The following is a 1,152-nucleotide window of genomic DNA, read 5'->3' as shown; positions in this document are numbered from 1 at the left end:
ATCATCTTGCCAAAACTAACGAAAACTATAAGCTGTTAAACAGCAACATGGCACAGCAAATTTTAAAAAAGGTCAATGAAGCCTTTAAATCTTTCTTTGGTTTGATCAGTCTTGCCAAACAAGGAAAATATGACCACAAGGCTATCAGTATTCCAAAATATCTTAAAAAAGATGGCTTTCATTCACTGATCATTGGCCAGATTCGTATAGACGGCAACAAATTTACGATACCGTATTCTCGCCTATTTAAAAAGACTCACAAGCCTATCACGATAACGATTCCGCCTGTGTTACTGGACAAAAAGATTAAGCAGATTGAAATCATTCCTAAGCATCATGCCAGGTTCTTTGAGATTCAGTACAAATATGAAATGCCTGAAGATCAAAGAGAATTAAATGACCAAAAAGCACTGGCAATTGATTTAGGATTAAACAATTTTGCCACTTGTGTCACATCAGACGGCAGATCATTCATCATTGATGGGCGGAGATTAAAAAGTATAAATCAATGGTTTAACAAAGAAAATGCCAGACTTCAAAGCATAAAAGATAAGCAAAAAATCAAAGGCACCACTCGTAAACAGGCTTTGCTTGCTATGAATCGCAATAATAAAGTGAATGATTATATCAACAAGACTTGCCGTTACATCATTAACTACTGTATTGAAAATCAAATTGGCAAACTTGTCATTGGCTATGCGGAAACATGGCAACGCAATATTAATCTAGGAAAAAAGACAAATCAAAACTTTGTCAATATTCCTCTCGGTAACATAAAAGAAAAACTAGAATATCTTTGTGAATTTTACGGCATTGAATTCTTGAAACAGGAAGAATCATATACGTCTCAAGCCAGCTTTTTTGACGGCGATGAGATTCCTGAATATAATGCCGACAATCCAAAAGAATATAAGTTCAGCGGCAAACGTATTAAGCGCGGCTTGTATCGAACAAAGTCTGGCAAACTAATTAATGCTGATGTCAATGGCGCATTAAACATCTTAAAGAAAAGTAAAGCTGTAGACCTGAGTGTCTTATGCTCTAGCGGCGAAGTGGACACGCCTCAAAGAATAAGGATTGCTTGAAGCAGTCAAACTTCTTTGGAAGCCCCCACTTCAAATTTTCGCTAGAAAATTAAGTGGGGGTAGTTCA

General features: G+C 36.5%; 1 protein-coding gene. It reads left to right on the top strand.

Features of this window, described 5'->3' with window-relative positions; all coding sequences use genetic code 11:
- Positions 1-1,085 (top strand): RNA-guided endonuclease InsQ/TnpB family protein (locus GZ1_RS17715; RefSeq protein WP_060789017.1); only part of this gene is annotated, 1,085 nt, incomplete at its 5' end.
- Between the last annotated feature and the right edge of the window lie 67 nt (positions 1,086-1,152).

Source organism: Geobacillus zalihae NBRC 101842 (assembly GCF_001544135.1).
GTDB lineage: Bacteria > Bacillota > Bacilli > Bacillales > Anoxybacillaceae > Geobacillus > Geobacillus zalihae.
The sequence above is the reverse complement of the archived record's forward strand: the minus strand, read 5'-3'. Positions and strand labels throughout refer to the sequence as shown.